The 19,229-nt window shown below is 44.4% G+C and carries 15 protein-coding genes; 12 read left to right on the top strand and 3 right to left on the bottom strand.

All coding sequences use genetic code 11. The features are described from left to right. Positions 1 to 224: 224 nt before the first annotated feature. Together IRJ18_RS02895 and nth are read left to right on the top strand one after the other, a co-directional pair. Positions 225 to 422 carry a hypothetical protein gene (locus IRJ18_RS02895; protein ID WP_194104696.1) on the top strand — a complete coding sequence of 66 codons (198 nt, stop codon included), beginning with the start codon at positions 225 to 227 and terminating at the stop codon, positions 420 to 422. A 140-nt stretch (positions 423 to 562) separates the two neighbouring features. After that, positions 563 to 1,237, top strand: a complete 675-nt coding sequence (gene nth, locus IRJ18_RS02890; RefSeq protein WP_194104695.1) for an endonuclease III — start codon at positions 563 to 565, stop codon at positions 1,235 to 1,237. Positions 1,238 to 1,286: 49 nt separating this feature from the next. Here nth and IRJ18_RS02885 read toward each other — a convergent pair whose 3' ends face one another. Then, complete coding sequence (locus IRJ18_RS02885) at positions 1,287 to 2,816, bottom strand: MFS transporter (protein ID WP_194104694.1); 1,530 nt, start codon at positions 2,814 to 2,816, stop codon at positions 1,287 to 1,289. A 108-nt stretch (positions 2,817 to 2,924) separates the two neighbouring features. On the opposite strand from IRJ18_RS02885, the gene IRJ18_RS02880 reads away from it, so the two are divergent. Then, positions 2,925 to 3,275, top strand: a complete 351-nt coding sequence (locus IRJ18_RS02880; protein WP_194104693.1) for a limonene-1,2-epoxide hydrolase family protein — start codon at positions 2,925 to 2,927, stop codon at positions 3,273 to 3,275. Between the two features lie 123 nt (positions 3,276 to 3,398). Then, positions 3,399 to 3,968, top strand: coding sequence for a TlpA family protein disulfide reductase (locus tag IRJ18_RS02875; protein ID WP_194104692.1), 570 nt, complete (start codon positions 3,399 to 3,401; stop codon positions 3,966 to 3,968). A 5-nt stretch (positions 3,969 to 3,973) separates the two neighbouring features. Here the strand turns inward: IRJ18_RS02875 and IRJ18_RS02870 are convergent, their stop codons facing one another. Further along, positions 3,974 to 4,750 (bottom strand): Fpg/Nei family DNA glycosylase, encoded by a 777-nt coding sequence (locus IRJ18_RS02870; RefSeq protein WP_194104691.1) that lies wholly within the window; start codon positions 4,748 to 4,750, stop codon positions 3,974 to 3,976. 264 nt (positions 4,751 to 5,014) lie between these two features. On the opposite strand from IRJ18_RS02870, the gene IRJ18_RS02865 reads away from it, so the two are divergent. The 8 genes from IRJ18_RS02865 to IRJ18_RS02830 all read left to right on the top strand — a co-directional run bounded on the left by IRJ18_RS02865 (position 5,015) and on the right by IRJ18_RS02830 (position 17,108). Further along, positions 5,015 to 7,831 carry an outer membrane beta-barrel family protein gene (locus IRJ18_RS02865; RefSeq protein WP_194104690.1) on the top strand — a complete coding sequence of 939 codons (2,817 nt, stop codon included), beginning with the start codon at positions 5,015 to 5,017 and terminating at the stop codon, positions 7,829 to 7,831. An 8-nt stretch (positions 7,832 to 7,839) separates the two neighbouring features. After that, positions 7,840 to 8,619, top strand: coding sequence for a GLPGLI family protein (locus IRJ18_RS02860; RefSeq protein ID WP_194104689.1), 780 nt, complete (start codon positions 7,840 to 7,842; stop codon positions 8,617 to 8,619). A 168-nt stretch (positions 8,620 to 8,787) separates the two neighbouring features. Beyond that, positions 8,788 to 9,957: an iron-containing alcohol dehydrogenase gene (locus IRJ18_RS02855; RefSeq protein ID WP_194104688.1), complete on the top strand. Its 1,170-nt coding sequence runs from the start codon at positions 8,788 to 8,790 to the stop codon at positions 9,955 to 9,957. 6 nt (positions 9,958 to 9,963) lie between these two features. Then, complete coding sequence (locus IRJ18_RS02850) at positions 9,964 to 10,896, top strand: dihydrodipicolinate synthase family protein (RefSeq protein WP_194104687.1); 933 nt, start codon at positions 9,964 to 9,966, stop codon at positions 10,894 to 10,896. Continuing rightward, on the top strand, positions 10,893 to 11,945 hold the full coding sequence (gene pdxA, locus IRJ18_RS02845; protein ID WP_228072501.1) for a 4-hydroxythreonine-4-phosphate dehydrogenase PdxA: 1,053 nt from the start codon (positions 10,893 to 10,895) through the stop codon (positions 11,943 to 11,945). The genes IRJ18_RS02850 and pdxA overlap by 4 nt, the downstream gene beginning before the upstream one ends. After that, positions 11,942 to 13,111 (top strand): four-carbon acid sugar kinase family protein, encoded by a 1,170-nt coding sequence (locus IRJ18_RS02840; RefSeq protein ID WP_194104686.1) that lies wholly within the window; start codon positions 11,942 to 11,944, stop codon positions 13,109 to 13,111. The genes pdxA and IRJ18_RS02840 overlap by 4 nt, the downstream gene beginning before the upstream one ends. Then, complete coding sequence (locus IRJ18_RS02835) at positions 13,108 to 14,682, top strand: sodium:solute symporter (protein ID WP_194104685.1); 1,575 nt, start codon at positions 13,108 to 13,110, stop codon at positions 14,680 to 14,682. The genes IRJ18_RS02840 and IRJ18_RS02835 overlap by 4 nt, the downstream gene beginning before the upstream one ends. Positions 14,683 to 14,792: 110 nt before the next feature. Further along, positions 14,793 to 17,108 carry a DUF5703 domain-containing protein gene (locus IRJ18_RS02830; RefSeq protein ID WP_194104684.1) on the top strand — a complete coding sequence of 772 codons (2,316 nt, stop codon included), beginning with the start codon at positions 14,793 to 14,795 and terminating at the stop codon, positions 17,106 to 17,108. Positions 17,109 to 17,200: 92 nt separating this feature from the next. Here IRJ18_RS02830 and IRJ18_RS02825 read toward each other — a convergent pair whose 3' ends face one another. Next, the gene (locus IRJ18_RS02825; RefSeq protein ID WP_194104683.1) at positions 17,201 to 19,225 is read right to left on the bottom strand and encodes an aceric acid hydrolase; all 2,025 of its coding nucleotides are present in this window, start codon (positions 19,223 to 19,225) and stop codon (positions 17,201 to 17,203) included. Positions 19,226 to 19,229 lie beyond the last annotated feature (4 nt).

Below are 19,229 nucleotides of genomic sequence, written 5' to 3'. Positions count from 1 at the left end.
GTTGCTATTAACCAGATCATATTTTATTACGAAATAAAAATTCCTTAAAGGCAATTTTACGCACCCGCTGCACGTTGATATGATATTACAACAACAAATTGATACCCTGCTTGTTATTTCCCTTAAAATAATTTCATTTAATTTTCATTTAACAAAATATCTCTTTGTATCTTACGTTGTATAATCATACAAACAGAACAGAATAACCGAACAAAACAAAACTTATGGATGAAACTTCTACTACAACTTTAAAAGTAACTAATAACCAGGCTGCCGTGAAAGAATCAGATGAAATAGCGTTAATGGACCCGGATGAAATGGTGTTTTATCATGCTATCCGTACCGATCTGGATTTGCTGCAAAGAGTACCTGAACAGCAAACTATTGACAATATCCTGAATTACTCAAAAAGCCTTCGTTAGTTTTAGCCCGACAAAAAAGTCTTAAGTCATATACAATTTTGCGCTTACCTTTTCTATCTATCCGATATCATTGACTTAAGACTTTTCTATGCGCCATAGCAACATGATGCCGGGCATAATGACTTTCATTATATTTGCTGATGCTTAAACAAGACCGCTATCGCCTGTTTGTTGAATATTTTTCCGAGCATCAGCCCAACCCGGTTACCGAATTAAATTACACCAACCCATACGAATTACTGGTGGCAGTTATATTATCTGCACAATGTACTGATAAACGTATTAACCAGGTTACCCCTGCCCTGTTCGATCGCTTTCCCAATCCCGAAAGTTTAGCTTTAGCTACCCCTGAAGAGGTTTTTACCTATATCCGCAGTGTAAGCTATCCTAATAATAAAGCAAAGCACCTGGTTGGCATGGCCAAAATGCTGATAGGCGAATTTAAAGGCGAAGTGCCATCCGACCTGAACGAGTTACAGAAAATGCCGGGCGTTGGCCGCAAAACTGCCAATGTAATTGCTTCGGTTATTTATGATATACCCGCAATGGCTGTGGATACGCACGTATTCCGCGTGGCAAACCGTATTGGCTTAACCAGTAATGCCCGCACACCCTTAGCTGTTGAAAAACAGTTGATGAAGCACCTGCCCCGCCATACAATAGCGATAGCCCACCATTGGCTAATATTGCACGGTCGTTATATTTGTATAGCCAGGCGGCCAAAATGCGAGATATGCCCCCTTACATCGTTTTGTAAATACTATGAACAGGTAATGAGCAAAAAGGTGGTAAGAAGCGTAAAGGTATCGGGGTAATCCATTTTGTCATTTGTACACCCGTATCTTTAACTACAGAATTATACACTCATTTTTTTCTGATAAATACCAATGCCATCAGCGCGCCTAAAAACCCTAACCCGGCAGATATTTTCATGATCTTGCCATAGGCGCTAATAAAGCTGTTATGGTAGGCTTTTTCAATTTGAGCAGCATGCTGATTGCCTGAGGCTTTGGGTACATTGGCATTGCCCAGGTTATTAGCTTGCTGCATAATAGTTTGTTTTTCTTTAATATCAAGCTTTAGCGGTTGTATTTCCTTTTGTAGCATCCCTGCAAAAAACAACACCGCCAGTGCCCCAAATATGGCGTTAGCAAAAACGCCCGAAATACGTGTCATGGCATTATTGATGCCCGAGGCTGTACCAGAGAAATGGTTGCTAACCGAAGTCATTACGGCGGTAGTTAGCGGCGCTACCGTAAATGACATACCCAAACCAAGTACTAACACCCCGGGGAAAAACGTAGTCCAATAATCGGCCGGACCGTTAGTTTGCTTCACAAAGGATAATATCAATAAACCCGCCCCGGCTGCGGCCGGACCAATGATCAGAAACCATTTTGGACCATACTTATCTGCCAGGCTACCAGCAAAACGCGCGAGTGATATCATTAAAACGGTAAATGGCAGAAAAGTTAAACCAGATTGAAACTGACTATACCCTTGCGCCTGTACCATGTTTAACGAGAGGAACAACATCCCCGCGCCTAAGCCCGCGTATAGAAAAAATGTAAGCAAATTAGCCCCGCTGAAAGTGGCATTAGCAAATAATTCTAAAGGCATCATTGGGTGTTTGCTTTTACGTTCGATGAGAATAAAAACAATTAGCAACACTACCCCAGCAGCCAACGCCCCATATGCTTGCCAGTTGTATAACCCAACCGCAGGTATCCGTAAAAAGCCGAAAGTTATTAAAGCTAAGCCAAAAGCAATGGTTATAGCGCCAGGAAAATCGAGCGATTTATCAGCACTGTCATCATGGTTCTCTTTCACTTTTAACCATAACATTATTAGCGCTGCCACGCCAAATGGTACATTAATAAAAAAGATGTAACGCCATAAACCAGCGTCGGCCAATGCCCCACCCAATATTGGCCCGCCCATAGTAACTACCGTTGTAAATGCCGACCAGGTACCAATGGCCTTACCGCGTTCTTTCGGATCAATAGATGATGAAATAAGAGATAAACTACCCGGTATCATCAGGGCGCCGCCAATACCCTGGATAATGCGAAATATTACCAGCAACAGCACGCTGCTTGCAATGCCGCAAGCGGCCGAACCGAGTATAAATACAGATATACCGGCCATAAATACCTTTTTCCGGCCCAGCTTATCGCCCATGGCGCCCCCAATCAATATCAGCGATGCCAGCATTAACAAGTAGGCATTTAGTATCCAAAACAGATCGGCGCCGCTGGCATTTAAACTTTTTTGTAATGATGGCAATACCACATTTAACGCCGTAGCATCAATAAAGGCCATAGCCGATGCCAGTATGGTTGATACCATTATCCATTTACCTGCCGTGCTTTTTAAAAGTACTGTTTGAGTCATTGTCATTGGTCATTTAAGTAAACTTACTGATTATAAAATAGTTTGTCCATATTATTGGTGTTCAATTCATCCTTTAAACCAAATTATAACATCACTTGTTATACAACCATGGAAAATACAAAGCCAACAAATGCCGGGGAAGTTATTAACGCTTTCCTGAAGGCCATGAACAATGAGGATTTTACTGCAGCCCGCCAATATGCGCGCGATGATATGAAGTTTGTGGGAGTACTGGGCTCACGCAATGGCGCCGATGCTTATTTCCAGGATATGGAAAAAATGAAGTTTAAATACGAGATCAAACGCATGTTTATCGATGCTGATGATGTTTCGGTTTTTTATGATATCAATATGGGCGATAACACCATATTTAGCAGTGGCTGGTATCATGTGATAGATGGGAAGATCAACAACATCAGGGTCGTGTTCGATCCCCGGCCGCTTTTAGAACGTCATTAGTCATTAGTCATTAGTCATTAGTCATTAGTCATTAGTCATTAGTGGGAATTTTTGGGAATTTTTGGGGACTTATGAAGTTTTAAAAACTTTGTAAGTCTGTCCATTATTTGTTAATTTGCTCTAATGAGCAGATCGAGAATATTTAACGGGTTGTTTTTTGTTGCCGTACTGATGCTGATCTTTAGTCCCTCGGCAAAAGCCCTGGTGATTGAAGGGTTGATGAAAGTTGGGCTTTTCCAACCCAATATTTCAAAAAACGTAAGCACAGTTAGTACAGCCAACAGCTTGCCTGATGTTATTTTTGAAAGCCCGGATGGTAAACAGATCCACTTAGCCGATCAAAAAGGCAAGGTAGTTTTTCTGAATTTTTGGGCTACCTGGTGCCCGCCATGTATTGCCGAAATGCCCTCTATCAATAAGCTTTACGGGAAATTGAAAGATAATGGAAACGTAGTGTTTATTATAGTCGATGCCGATCATAATTTCTCAAAATCCCTGCCATTTATGGCTAAGCACCGTTACAATATGCCGTTGTATAAACTGGCCAGTAATGTGCCGCCAAACCTGGTAAGTAATTCTATACCAGCCACTACTATTATTGACAAAAACGGCCAGATCGTTTTTCACCAGGAAGGCAGTGCCGATTACGGCAACCCAAAAGTTTTAGAATATCTGAATAAGATCTCCAAATAGTTTGCCTAATACTCCACCTGCTCGTCAGTATAATAAGTCTTGCGCGACGCTATTGGTTTCTGGTGAATTTTATGCCCGCCGGGAGTTTCTTTCTTCTTTGAATTATGTACCAGCATAAAGTCGCGTACTTCGCCCGCTATAATATCGGGATGGGTTTTCAGGATTTGCTTTTCTGCATCTTTTAAAACGTTTTTAATCGATTTTAGCAATTCTTTCACTTTTTCTTCAGGTATTTGCCTGGCTATGGAAAATGGCGAAATTTTGGCGTCCCATAAAATTTCATCTGCATAAGCGTTACCTATACCACGCACAATATGCTGGTCCATCAGCATATTTTTTACCGCGGTTTTTTTCTTTTGCAGTTGCGCCAGCAAGTATTTCAAATCCAGCTCATCCGATAGGGCGTCCGGGACATCCGTCTCCTTGGGGTTAAGTGTAGGCGTCGCAATCCCCTGAAAATCGGTCATTACCAAGCCGCTGTCATCATCAAAAAGTATTTCAATAATGGTATACTTCTGCTCATTCTTTTCTTTAAACAAATACAGTTTGCCGTTCAGCATCAGGTGCAGGCCAAGTACCTGGTCGCCGCTAAAGTGCACGTGCAGTTCCTTGCCCGATCGCTCTACCCTATTCAGGGTTTTACCTTCAAGCGCAGCACTTAATTCTTTACTGCTCACGTTTAGCTTTTTTGTATTATGCACTTCAACACGCTTTACTTTTTTGCCTTTCAGGGCTTTGGTAAGGTTGTGGCTGAATACTTGCAGATCGGGTAGTTCGGGCATAGTCTTGGTTTTGATTTAAATAACAAATATAAAACGTCAGGGTTTAAAAGCGTAGCGCCTAATTCATCACATTTTCCGCACCATTCATCACATTTTATTGCTACCCGTTGCGGGTTGCGTTACCCTTGCAGCATGAAATTTAATTTAAACACGAAAGCAACGCTAACAATAAAAACGCTTCATATGTGTTAATGAATGTTAATTTTTTTTTGAATACTAAATTTTTAGTTATATCTTGACGACATCTATTTTAACCAACCCTAAATGAAAATCACAATTCTACCACTGCTGCTACTATACCTGTTTTTTTCATCACGTACTTTTGCTCAAACCACCTATTCGGTTAAAGGATCGGTTATTGACAGTTCGTCGAACATACGGCTGGTAAGCACCACTATCTGCGTTTTAAATGCAAAGGATTCAACCCTGCGCGAGTTTGTGAGGGCCGGTGCAAACGGAACTTTCAGCTTAAACAAACTAACCAAAGGGAAATTCATCCTGTTGGTATCCTACCCCGATTATGCCGACTATGTGGAACATTTTGCTTTAGATGAGGCCAAACCACAGCACGATTTTGGGAAAATATCGCTTACCTTAAAAGCTAAGCTGCTACAGGAGGTATTGATAAAAGGGACCGTCGCTGCTATGAAAATTAAAGGCGATACCACCGAATTCAATGCTAAGGCCTACACCATTCAGCCCAATTCAAAAGTAGAGGACTTGCTGAAGCAATTACCCGGCATACAGGTAGATAAGGATGGGAAAATTACCGCGCAAGGCGAAACAGTGAAGAAGGTATTGGTTGATGGCGAGGAGTTTTTTGGCGACGACCCTACCCTGGTCACCAAAAACATTCGCGGCGATATGGTGGATAAGGTGCAGCTTTATGATAAAAAAAGCGACCAGGCTACCTTTACGGGTGTAGATGACGGACAAAAAACCAAGACCATTAACATTAAACTTAAAGAGGATAAAAAGAACGGCTACTTTGGCAAGGTTGACGCGGGTGCGGGCACCGATGGCTATTATTCGGCACAGGCCATGTATAACCGTTTTTCGGGTAAGAAAAAGTTTTCGGCCTATGGTATCGCTTCAAACACGGGTAAAACGGGGCTTGGCTGGGAAGACAGTAATAAATACGGCACCAGCAACACCGAAGTTACGGACGACGGCGGTATTATCTTTTTTGGGGGTGGTGGTGGCGACCTGGACTCGTTCGATGGAAGGTATAACGGCCAGGGTATCCCTATTGCGCAAACAGGCGGTATACATTATGATAACAAATGGGATAATGACAAGAAGACCGCGAACGCCAATTATAAAGCCGGGTATCTCGAAATTACCGGGAGTTCAAATAATCAAACGCAAAGGACACTGCCCGGCAGTAGCTTCAGCAATAATACCAACCAGGACTTTAAAAACAGCGTATTCAGGCAAAAGCTGGATTACACCTACACGGTTAAGCTGGACAGTATGTCTACCTTAAAATTAGCTATTGATGGAACGCAGAAAAACAGCAAAAACAATAGCACTAATATGACTACTACCAGCAGCCCGTCGTTCGTTACCGGTGTTCCTGATACTTTACTGAATACTAACCAGCGTGCGCTGACCAACAACGTAAATAACCAGATATTTAATGCCAGCGCATTTTATACCAGGAAATTCAAAAAGACCGGGCGTACTATCTCTATAAATGTGGCCGGCAATATGAATAACAGTGATGCGAAAGGGTTTTTAAAATCAGAAATTGATTTTTATAACAAAACAACAGCATTGCTGGATAGTACCCAAAAAACCGATCAATACAAAACCACGGTTACCAAAACCCATAATTTTAACGGCAATGCCACTTATACCGAGCCGTTGAACAAAAAAACATCAATAATATTCAATTATGGTCTGGGTGATATCAATAGTAATTCCGACAGAAAATCATTCAACAACAATGGCGGGGTGTACAACGCTTTAGATACCAAATTCAGTAACGATTATACCGTTAATCAATTATCAAACAACTTTGGCGCTTCTTTAAACTACCGCGCACCAAAATCAACGCTTAATGTAAGCGCACGGGCAACAGCGGTTAATTATAAACAAACAGATGAAATAGCACATACCGGCCTTAGCCGTAACTTTCTAAACTGGAACCCTAATGCCAGTTATCAATACAGGTTTACACAACAAAAGTCGTTCAGGATTTCGTATTTTGGTAATACCAACCAACCCTCTATTGATCAGATACAACCCGTACGTGTAAATACCGACCCGTTGAACATACAGGCAGGTAACCCATTGCTATCACCTGCATTCAATAACCGTTTTAGTATTAACTACAACTCGTATAAAATAATTTCCGATGAGTCTATCTGGTTTAGCGGCTCGTACAGTTTTACCGGCAATGCCATTGTAAATAATAATACCTACAAAAATGGTGTAAACACTTATCAGTCGGTAAACCTAACGGGGCATCAGCCATATAATTTTTCTTTTAATGGCAATTATGGCAAAAAAATACCCGGCATTAATATTAACGCCGGCTTGTTCTTTGGTGGTAATGGTGGTAAATCGTACAACTTTTCAAACGGTGTGCTTAATACTACCACAACAAGCGGCTTTAGCGGCCAGCTAAGTTTATACAAATCGCAGCAAAAAAAATATGATTTCCGCCTAGCTGCCGGTCCGGGATATAGCTTTGGTAAAACATCATTACAGCCAAATATTAATAACAATGGTTATACTTTCCAGGGTTATAGTTATTTAAATTTGTATCTGCCGGGTAAAATACAGATCAATTCTGACGGCAATTATCAATACCGTGGTAAAACACAAACCTTTAACGAAACCTTTTCGCAGTTTATCCTGAATGCGTCTATTGTTAAAACATTATTGAAACAGGACAATCTAAAGCTGTCGTTAAGTGGAAACGACCTGTTCGATCAGAACCGTGGGTTTAACCGTAACTCGTCTAATGGTACCATTACACAAAGTAGTTATACCTCTATCCGCAGGTATTTTCTGTTCAGCATTACCTGGGATTTTAACAAAATGGGCGGTGCCCCGCAACCTAACTCCAAATAATATTAACAATGAAGAAGATCATCATATTATTAGTGATTATATCAATTGGGCAAAACCTGTTTGCCCAGGGCAAACAACATTTTACCACCTCGGGCACTATTGAATTTGAGCGCCGGTTAAACATGTTTAACGTGCTGAAAAAGCAAATAAACAAGTATAACGAGAGTTACATGCAGCAGATGTATGATAACTACAAAAAAAGCAATCCGCAGTTTAAGGTGCAGAAAAGTGTATTGTCGTTTTCTAAAGACAAGTCACTGTATGTACCGGTGCCTGATGAACCAACCACCAATAACAACTATGTTTGGAATGCGGCACCAACTGTACAGCAACCCAATACTGTTTATAACGACTTGAATACGGGTATGAGCGTAATCCAGAAAAAGGCATTCGAAGAAATATTCTTGTTGAAGGACAGCACCCGCAAGATCAACTGGAAAATAACCGATGAAACCCGCGAGATTGCCGGTTATACCTGTCGCCGCGCTAACGCCTTAATTATGGATTCCATTTACGTAGTGGCATTTTATACCATTGAGATACCGGTAAGCAGCGGCCCCGAATCGTTCACGGGTTTGCCTGGCATGATACTGGGCGTAGCCGTTCCACACGATGATTATACCTGGTTTGCCACCAAGGTAACCGACACTACCCTGCCGCCCAATGCGCTTAACCCGCCAACAAAAGGCAAGCCGGTAAATAATAAAGAATTAAAGTTAAAACTGAACGAAGCCTTGAAAGACTGGCGCGAAGAAGGCGCATCGTACATGAAAGTGCTGATGTGGTAATTACACTGATTTCAAACAAAGCCCCTTGTCAGCTTCGACAAGGGGCTTTGTTTTTCGGGCAAATTGGTAACAATCCTATCACATCTGTAAAAATAATGACGACAAGGATGGCCTATGAAAGTGAAAGTATAATTGTTCCCTATTTTTACTGATTGCTATTTTAACCATATGGGAGTAACAGAGCATAATGCTTACCGGGATATCACAATCAGGTTCCCCGGGCAGATCATTATCGGGAAGGACGCGCTGCTTAAATTGACTGATGAGGTAACCCTTTCGGGATTTACCACTGTAATTATAGTTACCATTGAACCGCTATTGCCCAAACTACAGCCTGTAATTCAACAGTTGCAGGCACAGGGGGTTACCGTTAAGGTTGATACTTCTATTGTACAGGAACCATCCTTTGCCGATTTTAATACCCTGCTGCAAAGCTTCGACGGTCTTAAAGCCGACGCGGTGATAGGTATTGGCGGCGGCAGTGTGCTGGATATTGCCAAGCTAATAGCCGCGCAGATGGATAACACCCAAACGCTGAATGACATTGTAGGTAACGGCCTGCTGAAACAACGCCGTATAAAACTGATATGCATCCCTACCACCGCGGGCACAGGCAGCGAGGTATCGCCCAACGCCATTTTGGTCGATGAGGCTGATAATCAGAAAAAAGGCATTATAAGTCCGTATCTTGTACCTGATGTGGTGATCATTGATCCGGCACTGACCGTTAGCCTGCCCCCTGCCATAACCGCCGCAACGGGACTTGACGCGTTAACCCATTGCCTGGAGGCTTACACCAACCTGTTTGCCCATCCGTTTATTGACATGTATGCGTACGAAGGTATGCGCCTGATTAGCCAAAACCTGGTAGGAGCCGTTACCAACGGCAACAATGAGGATGCCCGTACCCAGTTGGCTATTGGCAGTATGCTGGGCGGTTTTTGTCTTGGCCCTGTAAATACTGCCGGGGTACATGCGCTATCGTATCCGCTGGGTAGTATGTTCCACTTGGCGCATGGTTTATCCAATGCATTACTTTTGCCTTACGTAATGGAATATAACATGCCCGCATCGCCGGCAAGGCATGCGGCCGTGGCACGCGCATTGGGCTGCAATAGCGGCGCAACCGATGAAGAAACTGCCATGGCAGGCATCAATAAAATAAAAGAACTAATTAAACAATGTGGAATACCGGCAACGCTCAGTGCAGCCGGCATCACCAAAAACGCGATACCCGAAATGGCAGCCGATGCCATGAAAATTACACGCTTACTAAAAAACAATCCGCGCCCTATAAATTTGGAAGATGCGATTGCGATTTACGAAGCGGCTTATTGATTAAGAATGAAAGTGAAAAAGAAATATAATGGATTGGTGGTTCCATCCATTACTCCCCTTACAGAGAACCACAAACTGGACCATAAAGCCGTTGAAAAGATATTCGACAGCTTTTTTAACCATGGCGGTGTGCCTTTTATTTTAGGCACTACCGGCGAGGCATCATCATTACCTGCTGATGTGAAGAAAGATTTTATCCAGTTAGCCGCAAAGCTTAAACAACCCGGCAAAATGCTTTATGCAGGTGTATCATCCAATTGCGTAGCCGAATCGATTGAGATGGCGAAATTTTGTGCTGACGAAGGCGTGGATGCGGTGGTAGCCCATTTACCCGCTTACTTTAACCTCACCGAACACGAGATAAAAAAATATTTCGAAGTATTGGCAGATATGATTCCCCTGCCGCTGATTATTTATAACATTCCATCAACCACGCATATCTCTATCCCCTTAAAACTGATAGATGAGTTGAGTCATCATGACAATATTGTTGGCACTAAAGATTCCGAGCGCAGCGAGGAACGCTTAAACCAATCATTAGCCTTGTGGGCAAACCGCAGCGATTTCAGTCACTTTTTGGGCTGGGCCGCGCAATCGGCGTATGCTTTAATTAATGGCTGCGATGGATTAGTGCCAAGTACCGGAAACCTTTGCCCCGATATTTATCAGGAAATGATTGGCGCTGTAGAACGCGACGATCATCAAACAGCATACATGCTGCAAGCCCATTCAGATCTGTTGGGTAACCTGTACCAAAGCAAACGCTTACTGGGCGGGTCATTAGCCGCGTTAAAATCGTTAATGCAGAGCGCTGGTTTATGCCAGCCATATATGATGCCGCCGTTGGAACAGGTATCTGACCTGGATGCGGCCGAATTACAGCGCACGCTGCATAGCATTATCGCTAAAGAGAACCTTAATTTACCTTTCTACCAATGAGCAGCAGTTACAAACCCATTATAGGCATTACCATGGGCGACCCGGCCAGTATAGGCCCGGAGATTGCCGTGAAAGCACTGCTCACCGAACGTTTGTTTGAAGTTTGCCGCCCGGTTATTATAGGCGATGCTAAAGTATTTGAAGCCATTGTGGAACGCTTTGGTTCAAAAGCCAAAATAAACGCTATAACCGATATTAAAGATGCTAAATATGTTTATGGCGAACCCGATGTGTACGACCTAAAGAATGTAGACATGAGTCAGTTCAAATTCGGCGAAATATCGGCTATGGCTGGCGGCGCATCGTTCGAGGCGGTGAAGAAAGTAATTGAACTGGCCATGGCCGGCGATATTGACGCTACCGTTACAGGCCCGATCAATAAAAAATCAGTTAACGAAGCCGGGTACCATTTTGCCGGGCATACCGAAATTTACGCGCATTATACCAACACTAAAAAATACGCCATGCTGCTGGTAGAAGATCATATGAAAGTGATCCATGTATCTACCCACGTATCCCTGCGCCAGGCTTGCGATCTGGTAAAGAAAGATCGTATTGTTGAGGTAACCGAACTGCTGCACAACGGCCTGATATCCTTAGGTGAAAAAAACCTGAAGATAGGCATAGCCGGTTTAAATCCGCACGCAGGTGATTCGGGCCTGTTTGGGACCGAAGACGACATGGAGATATTACCAGCTGTGGAAGAAGCACGCCGTTTGGGTTATGATGTGGAAGGCCCTGTACCTGCCGATACTATGTTCTCTAAAGCATCAACAGGGTATTATGGTGGTGTAGTGGCTATGTATCACGACCAGGGGCATATTCCCTTTAAACTTACCGGCTTTAAATGGAACAGTGAGAAACAACAAATGGATAGCGTAAAAGGCGTGAACATCACTATGGGCTTGCCTATTATCCGCACCTCGGTCGACCATGGCACCGCGTTTGAAATTGCGGGCAAAGGTGTGGCCAGTCCTGATGCGATGATCTTAGCTATTGAATCGGCTATACAACTAAGCAAATACAGATCAGTACAAACTACGGCATGATAGCGGTTATTGCAGATGACCTTACAGGAGCGGCCGAACTGGCCGGCATCGGGCTGAATTATCATCTGAAGACCGAGATTGATACCATTGTAGATACCAATAGCAATGCCGATCTGCTCATTATCGCCACCGATACCCGCTCGCTGCCTGCTGCTGAAGCCAAACAGGTGATAACCGACCTTACCCGCCAACTGATGCAGCTTCAGCCAAAGCTAATATTTAAAAAAATAGACTCGGTTTTGCGGGGCAACGTGCTGGACGAGATCAACAGTCAGTTGGAAGCCTCGGGATTGCAACGTGCGCTGATAGTGCCCGGCAACCCGCTACACGGTAAAACCATTGTCGACGGTATTTACTACTATCAGGATAAGCCCGTGCATTTAAGCAATTACGCTAATGACCCCGGCTTCCCAGTAACATCATCGGATGTAAAAACAATGCTGCGCGCCAATGGTAGTATACAACTACTTAAAAACCACCAGCAGTTGCCATCTACTGGTATTATTGTAGGTGAAGTAGCTGTAGAAGCCGATTTTAACCGCTGGGTTGAAAAACTGGATAACAAAACCCTGATAGCTGGCGCGGCAGGTTTATTTAACAGCCTGCTTAATTATTTAAAACCGACAGTATCGGCTGATGATCACCCCGAAAAAACATTTAACACACCCCGTTTATTTGTTTTTGGCAGCACTTTTAATAAAGACGGCCATAACATTAAGAACGGTTTGCTGAACAATATACCGGTACTGTACATCCCCGCTGAAATTATTTTTGGCGAGAAGATACCCGCGGCCATCGCCGAAAACTACGTACAACAGATCATTACCGTGTTAAAGGAAAAAGGCAACTGCATTATGGCTATACACCCTAATGCAACCAGCCAAAAAAGTATTGAACCATGTACGCTTACCAATAAGATGGGCTTTTTGGTAAACCGCGTCCATCAGCAAATTACCCTGCACGAATTATTGATAGAAGGCGGCGCTACAGCCACCGCCGTTTTGCAGCATATGCATATTAGCAAACTAACCCCTGTTAAGCAAATGGCGCCAGGTGTAATATGTACCAGTGTGCCAGGCAACCAATTATATGTAACTTTAAAACCCGGCAGCTACCAATGGCCCGCCATAGTTTGGCAGCCAGCCAATTTACCTGATTATAAATGAAGCACGAAACCCTGCACCTGATAGATTATATTATAATTGCTGTGGCGCTGGCTACATCCCTCACTATTGGCCTGCGTTTTTCAAAAGGGCAAAACTCTACAAAAAAATATTTTGTATCGCGTGGATCGTTACCGGCCTGGGCCATCGGCATGTCGCTGATGGCAACACTTATTAGCAGTGTTACTTTTTTGGCTTATCCCGGCGAGGGCTTCTCATCTAACTGGATATTATTGGTGCAAGGCTTAATGGTGCCGGTAGTATTGCTATGCATGGTGTGGTTTGTAGTGCCGCTTTACCGTAAAGTTATCGGCGTAAGCACTTATGAATATTTCGAGAAACGCTTTGGCCTGTTTGCACGCTTTTATAGTTCGGTAGGCTTTGTGCTCACGCATTTCTCTAAAATGGGTACCGTGTTTTTCCTGCTGGCCTTGGCGCTGGCTAATATGACCAATACTAACACCTATGCCATTATTTGGGTAATTGGGTTTGTAATAGTGGTTATTACGCTGATTGGTGGTATCGAGGCCGTAATTTGGGCCGATGTGGTTCAGGGTTTCCTGCTGATAGCAGGTGGTATCGCCTCATTCTTCATTTTGGTATTTTCTATCAAAGGCGGCTTCCCCGAACTATGGAAAGTGGCAACATTGCACCATAAAACAAACTTTGGCCCCTACACCTGGAACTTTAAAAAACTGACCTTTGTGGTGATGGCCATTAACGGTGTGTTCTACGCCATTCAAAAATATGGCACCGACCAAACTATGGTACAGCGTTATCTTACTGCTAAAACTGATAAGGGTGCCATCCGCGCTTCTTTGTTAGGCGTGGCATTAACCGTACCGCTTTGGGGTCTGTTTATGTTTATTGGGACGGCTTTGTTTGTTTTCTATCAGCAACACCCCTTACCGGCAGGTATTAAGGATGATGCTGTATTTCCCTATTTTATTATGAGCGAATTACCGCCGGGCGTAGTTGGGTTGATATTGGCCGCGTTAATATCAGCGGCGATCTCCAGCCTGGGCGCCGATTTGAATTGCCTTTCCGCAATTGGTGTGGAAGACTATTACAAGAAATTCCGACCGGGAAAATCAGATGAAACTTACCTGAAGGCTGGTCGCTGGATTGTGGTATTGGCCGGTATTGGCGCTATCCTGATAGCAACTTTATATCTTGTTGTTGGCGGTGAGGGCGCATTGGGTATTGTATTTACGCTTTACGCCATATTCTCTGGTGGTATTGTAGGGATATTCCTGCTGGGCTTGTTCAGTTCACGGGCTAACAGGCAGGGTTTAAATATTGGGATCATCGCTTGCGTAATATTTACCGCCTGGGCGTTTTTAACCTCAACCAAAATTGGCCTGGGCGATCAGAAACACATTTTGCTGAACCTGGGTAAATACAACTTCACACAGCATAAATATATGCTTGGGGTTTACAGTCATTTTGTAGTAATTATTGTAGGCTATCTGGCCAGCCTGTTTTTCCCGAAACCTGTGCTGGATAAAAACCTGTTGTACAGTGGTTGGCTGGAAGCTAAACGTGCCCATAAACTGGAAGAAAAGAATTCGTAACTCCCATCGCGCAGATTAATAAAGCGAAGACTTTGCAAGTGAGATGCCGAACCAAGTTCGGCATGACGTAATTGATTTTGACAATGTTGTAATTGATATAACTTAGCATCATGAAAAAACTGGCCCTCATCTGCTTTCTCCTGTATGTATGTATCAGCTGCTATGCCCAAAAACCAGCAGAGATTGACCAGTACAATGCAATCTGGACCAGTCAGAGTAAAAACAGCAGCGAAAGCATGCCTTGCGGCGGCGGCGATATTGGCCTTAACGTATGGGTAGAAAAAGGCGAACTATACTTTTACATAGCCCGCAGCGGCACATTCGACGAAAACAATGCCATGCTGAAACTGGGCCGGGTGAAGGTAAAGCTAAGCCCCAACCCTTTTGATGGTAACGATTTTAAGCAGCAATTGATGTTGCAAAACGGCTCGGTGCTTATCAATGGTAAAAACGGCAGCTTAGCCACGCAAATAAAAGTATGGGTTGATGTTTTTCGCCCGGTGATACATGTGCAGGTACAAAGCAACCAACCGGTAAAAACCGAGGCTGACTACGAAAGCTGGCGTTATAAAGATAGACCAGTTGTAGGGCGCGAGAATAACCAGGGCTCATGGAAATTTGCGCCGCAAGGGCCGGTAAATACTTTAAAGGATAACATTGCTTTTAAAGGAAATGCTGTTGAATTTTATCATCACAACCTTGAGGCCACTATTTTTGATGCTACCATAAAGCAACAAGGGATGGAAGCCGTAAAAGGCGAAATGTTTAACCCGTTAAAGAACCTAACCTTCGGCGGCACCATGCACGGTGACAACCTGCAACCCGCAGGAACTTACAGCGGCAAGTATCAGGATACCGATTTTGAAGGTTGGAAGTTAGCGAGCAAATCGGCAACTAAACAACAAGACATTACTATTTATCTGAATACTGCTCAAACACCATCTGTAGCGGAGTGGCAAAAAGGCTTAAACAATACCATCGCATCCGCGGAAGCGAATAAAAAAACCGTCTGGCAAAAAACCGCCGCGTGGTGGCAGCAATATTGGGACAGGAGCTTCGTGTACATTAATACCGGCAAAGCAGATACATCTGCCGCCTACCAAACCGGGAAAAATTATCAGTTATTCCGCTACATGCTGGGTTGTAATGCTTATGGGGGATACCCTACTAAATTTAATGGCGGCTTGTTTACCTACGACCCGCTTTTTGTTGCGAAAGGCCAAAACTTCACCCCCGATTTCCGTAACTGGGGCGGCGGTTTAATGACTGCGCAAAATCAGCGTTTGGTTTATTTTCCCATGCTAAAGGGAGGCGATATTGATATGATGAAGCCGCAGTTTGATTTCTATATGCGATCACTGCACAACGCCGAACTGCGCAGCAAAGTTTACTGGAACCACGGCGGCGCGGCCTTTACCGAACAACTGGAAAATTTCGGTCTACCCAACAGCGCCGAATACACCTGGAAACGCCCTGCCAATTTTGACAAGGGCGTGGAATATAACGCCTGGCTGGAATACACCTGGGATACCGTTTTTGAATTTTGCCTGATGATGCTGGAAACAGAACGTTACGAAGCGAAGGACATTCACCAATACCTGCCTTTTATACAAAGCTGCCTCACTTTTTTTGATGAGCATTACCAATACCTGGCCCGTCAGCGTGGTTTTAAAGCACTTGATGGTAACGGACATTTGATACTATATCCCGGCGCTGGTGCCGAAACTTATAAGATGGCCTATAATTCCAACTCCACCATTGCGGCGCTGCAAACCATTACCAAACGCCTGCTGGAATTGCCGGATATTTATCTAACCAAAGAAGAGCGTAGCAAATTGCAAGCCTTTGCCAAACGTATACCGCCGATCACTTACCGCGAAATGAACGGTCACCAGATGCTATCACCAGCCAAAAGTTGGGAGCGCATTAACAATGAAGAAAGCACCCAGTTTTACAGTGTGTTCCCCTGGGGCATACATGGATTAAATAAACCCGACCTGAACATTGCCCTGAACACCTGGAAATATGATACGCTGGCTATCAAGTTCCGCAGCGGCAAGGGCTGGAAGCAGGACAACATTTGGGCGGCGCGACTTGGTCTAACCAAAGAAGCGGCCGACCTGACCACCTTTAAACTGAAAGATTCCGGCAGGCGTTTCCCCGCTTTCTGGGGCCCCGGTTTCGATTGGACACCCGACCATAACTGGGGAGGCTCAGGCATGATAGGCTTACAGGAAATGCTGATGCAGGTGGATGGCCGCAAAATCTACCTGTTCCCCGCCTGGCCAAAAGATTGGGATACCCACTTTAAACTCCACGCCCCCTACAACACCACAGTAGAAGGTGTGTTAAAAGATGGCAAAGTCACTGAATTAAAAGTGTTGCCTGCTGAACGGATGAAGGATGTGGAGGTGATGTTGAAGTAAAACCAATGCAAAAGCTTTGGGCCATGTGCGCTTCCCTCCCCAAGGGAGGGAAGCGCACATGGCCCAAAGCTTTCGTTAAATCCCGGTTCAGACTACCTATCCAACGGTATCCACGTTTCCATATCCACATGGCCGCGGTTCCCCCAGGCGTAGTAGGGTACCAGGCGGATGTTTACCGATTGCTTATCGTTGCTTACCTCTTTATACAATTGGTTTTTCCAGTTAGCTTCGTTGCGCAGGTCGGCTTTACCGGTTAGGGCCATTATATTGCTGCCGTCAATTTGGATCAGCTCGGGTTTCAGGTCTATTTTAGCAGGCAGGGCCACATTAAATATTTTTTGGCCTTGGGGCAGATCTACCGATTCAAGACAGTAAACTATTGGCCCACGTTTTACGGCTACCTGGTTGCGGGTTTCTTCTACCAGCGGGTTCGATTCCATTAGTTTGGCGGACATAGGCAGGTCCAGTTCAACTTTATCGCCGCTTTTCCAGTTGCGGTTAACTTCAGCATATTCGCCTGAAATAAGGCTTGCATTAACTGCCTTGCCGTTCACAGTTAAGCTTGCATCATTGCACCAGCCCGGGATACGGAAGAACATAGAAAAAGCATTGGCCGGGACTTGTTCCAGCGTGATGCTGATCCTGCCATTCCAGGGGTAATCAGTCACTTGTGATAGTTTGATAGCCGAACCATTCTTTAGTTTGGTCGACAGGTTATTGCCGCCGTATAGGTTAAAGTACAAGCCCTTGTCGGAAATACTATAGGCATAATCACTGATCTCGGCAATGGTACGCACCACATTTGGCGGGCAGCAATTGGACAGTTTAATATAACCTACCCGGTCTTTAGACCACCGGGGCGTAAACGGTTCATCATCGGAAACACTTAAGGGATTAGTATATAAAAACCCACGACCGCTCAGGCTGATGCCTGATAGTACACTGTTATATAATGCAAGTTCCATTACATCAGCATATTCGGCTTTGCCCGTTACCTGCAGCATGCGCCAGTTCCAAAGCACGTTGCCAATGTTGGCGCAGGTTTCGTTATGGGCAGTGTAGTTAGGCAACTGGTAATCCCTGCCGTAGGCCTGGTGCACCTGTTGTATTTCTTTGGGATTATATGAGGTAGCATCGGGTGATACACCATCGTACAAAGCGCCGGTAGCGCCGGTTATGTACATTTTGCGGGTCACCATATCGTCCCATATCGCGTTAAGCGAATGCATTAGCGTGGTGTCGCCTGTTTCGGCGTAAACATCGGCAACACCGGCGTACAGGTAATTACCACGCACGGCGTGCCCAATGGCCTTGGTTTGCTGGCGAAAAGGGATCCTGTCCTGGTTATCATCGGTGCCGTTGCCTGTGGTACCGCGTATATCAATTAGTTTTTTAGATAGCTGCAGATATTTGGGGTTACCCGTAGTGCGGTACATTTCAACCACCCCCATATAGTGCGACGGGCAAATGGCGCTGCGCGATGCCTCGGCTGAAGATGAATTATAAAAGTTATACAAGTAATCAGCAGCCTTAATAGCGATGTTCAGGAAATTCTTTTTCCCGGTCACCCGATAATGCACGCAAGCCGCCGTCATCAGGTGACCAAGATTATAGGCCTCAAAGTTATTAGGATCTTTAAAAGCGGTTTCCTGCCCTTTTTTTTGCGCGGAGATAATTACCGGGGTATGGATGTACCCATCCTTACGCTGACCTTTGGCAATTACCGCGATGGCATGATCCATAAGCGCATCCAGTTTTGGATCGTGAGTAGTAGCATACATACTGGCAACGGCTTCCATCAGCTTGTAAAAGTCGCCATCGTGAAATGGTGGGCCTTCGTGCGAACCGGTGTCTAACCCCGCAGCTATCTCAAAGTTCTTGAACGCGTGACTAATCTTTGGGTCGGTATAGATTTTCCAAAGATTGGGGATCATGGTATCGCGGCAAACCTTAAACCTATCGGCCCAGAAGCCTTTGGTCCAGGTTACGTTGCCCATGTCTACGCTGCTTAACCTGGCGTACGGACTGGCGCTGGTATTAGTTAACGCCTTGGTTTGCGCGTTCGCGGATGCTATCATCAACATTAATCCAATTCCTGCACACAATAATCTTTTCATAACT

The organism is Mucilaginibacter boryungensis, assembly GCF_015221995.1.
In the GTDB taxonomy this organism is placed as follows: Bacteria; Bacteroidota; Bacteroidia; order Sphingobacteriales; family Sphingobacteriaceae; genus Mucilaginibacter; species Mucilaginibacter boryungensis.
This window is presented reverse-complemented; position numbering and strand designations above follow the sequence as displayed.